Origin of the sequence: Aestuariibaculum sp. M13 (genome assembly GCF_024723255.1) — a bacterium.
Taxonomy (GTDB): Bacteria; Bacteroidota; Bacteroidia; order Flavobacteriales; family Flavobacteriaceae; genus Aestuariibaculum; species Aestuariibaculum lutulentum.
In genome coordinates this window covers 1-2414 of the sequence record NZ_JANIAC010000009.1, presented here as the reverse complement: position 1 = coordinate 2414, position 2414 = coordinate 1, and the positions used below count along the sequence as shown (strand labels likewise).

The 2414-nt window shown below is 37.4% G+C and carries 2 protein-coding genes; both read left to right on the top strand.

What is annotated here, in order from left to right; translation table 11 throughout:
- Window positions 1–722: T9SS type A sorting domain-containing protein (locus NO995_RS17775; protein WP_258228640.1), on the top strand; the 722-nt coding region annotated here is incomplete at its 5' end.
- Window positions 723–751: 29 nt separating this feature from the next.
- On the top strand, window positions 752–2414 hold a 1663-nt coding region (locus tag NO995_RS17770; protein WP_258228639.1), incomplete at its 3' end, for a CRTAC1 family protein.

Here is a 2414-nt window from a genome sequence, read left to right as displayed (position 1 = left end):
GAAAGATAAAACTCTACGCATGGAAGGGACATGATTTTATAAATGATCCTCAAGTAGATGAAGCAGGCGTAGGGTGGATACTGGCTGAAACCTGGTGGCCTTACCAGCGACCAACCTTTGTAACACCTCCGTTTGCAGGCTATGTGTCCGGGCATTCCACGTATTCCAGAGCCGCAGCCGAGGTAATGACTTTACTCACCGGTGATGAGTACTTTCCGGGAGGAATGGGCGAGTTTATCGCCAAAAAGAACGAGTTTTTAGTGTTTGAAGAAGGCCCTTCGGTTGATGTCACACTACAATGGGCTACTTACCGCGATGCGTCCGACCAGTGTAGTTTATCACGAATCTGGGGCGGTATACACCCACCAGCCGATGATATTCCTGGGCGATTTATGGGAATTAAAATCGGTCAGAAAGCTTTTAGCTATGGCAAACAATATTTTGAAGGAGTAGCAACACCTGTTGAAGATTTAGCAGGCGCCTTGAAAGTTTATCCAAACCCGATAAACACATCATCAAACAGTGTAAAGGTATCAAACACCCTAGCAACAGATATGTTTCAACTGTTCGATATTAACGGTAGGTTTTTACAATACTTAAGTAACAGCTATAATGAAGCCACCAAAGTATCAGAACTTCATTTTACAAATACCCTGTCAACAGGAGTGTATGTGTTGAAAATTAATAACTTATCTCGAAAAATTGTGGTGATTAGTAAATAAATTATAGTTTTATGTTATAGATTATATAAATGAAAACAAGCTATTCCACATCAATTTATATTATTTCAATAATTTGTTTTGTTAGTGTTTATAAAATAAATGCTCAAACCTTTGAACGTATAGAAACTTATAATGGATTAGGTTCTATTAGGGAAAATAATGGTGCAGCTTTAGCCGATTATGATGCTGATGGAGATTTAGATGTATTTGTGGTTGCTAAAGCACAGGATGTTGTTGGAGATGAAACTACACAAAGTAAATTATTTCGTAATAACAATGATGGTACATTTACTAATGTAACACAGAATTCGGGGTTGACAGACTTGTTCCCCGAAGGAGAAACCGGAGAAACTTCAATAGCCTTTACAGGGTTTAAGTTTGGTGCCTTTTGGGGGGATTACGATAATGATGGCTATCCTGATTTGTTTATGACGCATACCAATAAAATGCAATTACTCCATAATGAAGGAAACGGCACTTTTAAGGAAGTTACTGTTGAAGCTGGTTTTAAGAAGTACAACGATTGTATCAATACTGGAGCTACCTGGTTCGACTATAATAAAGATGGATTTCTGGATATTTTTATTGCTGACTGGGATAGTGATTGTGAAGGAAATAGACTTTATAAGAATAATCAGGATGGAACATTTTCTGATGTAAGTCATATTTTTCAAGGGGTAAATAGTAAGCATTCGTATCAAAGTATTCCTTTCGATTTTAATGGAGATGGGTGGCTAGATTTATATGTAGCTAATGATTTTAATCCCGGTCCTAATGATCTTTTTATAAACAATAATGGTACAGGTTTTACAGAACAAGCGGCTAATTATGGTTTAAATACATCTCGGGGTGATATGGGAGTTACCATTGGAGATTATAATAACGATGGGGAATTTGATATTTATGTTACTACAATTGGAGATAATGCCTTAATGAAAAAAACAGTTGATGGATCTTACGAGGATTTGGCACGAACCTTTAAAATATACAATGCGGGCTGGGCTTGGGATGTGTCTTTTTCAGATTTTGATTTAGACCGCGATGAAGATTTGTTTGTTGTTAATGGTTTTGATTATCCGAATTCAGGAGACTGGCACAATGTTTATTTTGAAAACACATTGGAAACAGGAGTGGAAGGATTTGTAAATAGTTCTGAGAAAACAAAATTAAATGAGGAAGCTATCAGTGTTACGGAAGCTGTATTTGATTATGATAACGATGGTGATTTAGACATATTTGTGACCAACAATGACGGACCGTCCTATTTTTATGAAAACAAACTTACCGATGTTAATCAGCCAGCTGAAGATTTGCATTGGTTTAAAGTGAAGCTTGAAGGTACCACATCTAATCGTGATGCGATTGGTGCCACATTATCTGTAAAAACAGCCAGAGGTTTGTTGCATCGCTATTATAGCGGAAAAGGTTTTTTATCGCAGCATTTAAAGCCAGTACACTTTGGGTTAGGATCTGATACCGAAATTCTTGAACTTAAAATCACCTGGCCATCTGGTCTTGTGGAGACCCATACCAATATTCCGGCAGACAAAACCATTTTAGCGAAGGAAGGTAATGGTTATCAGATTCTCGATGTTCAGCCTAGCATAAAACCTTATGGTTGTATGGACCCTAATTCCTGTAATTATAATCCTGATGCGACAGTAAATACCTGGAGTTGTAATTATCTGGAAA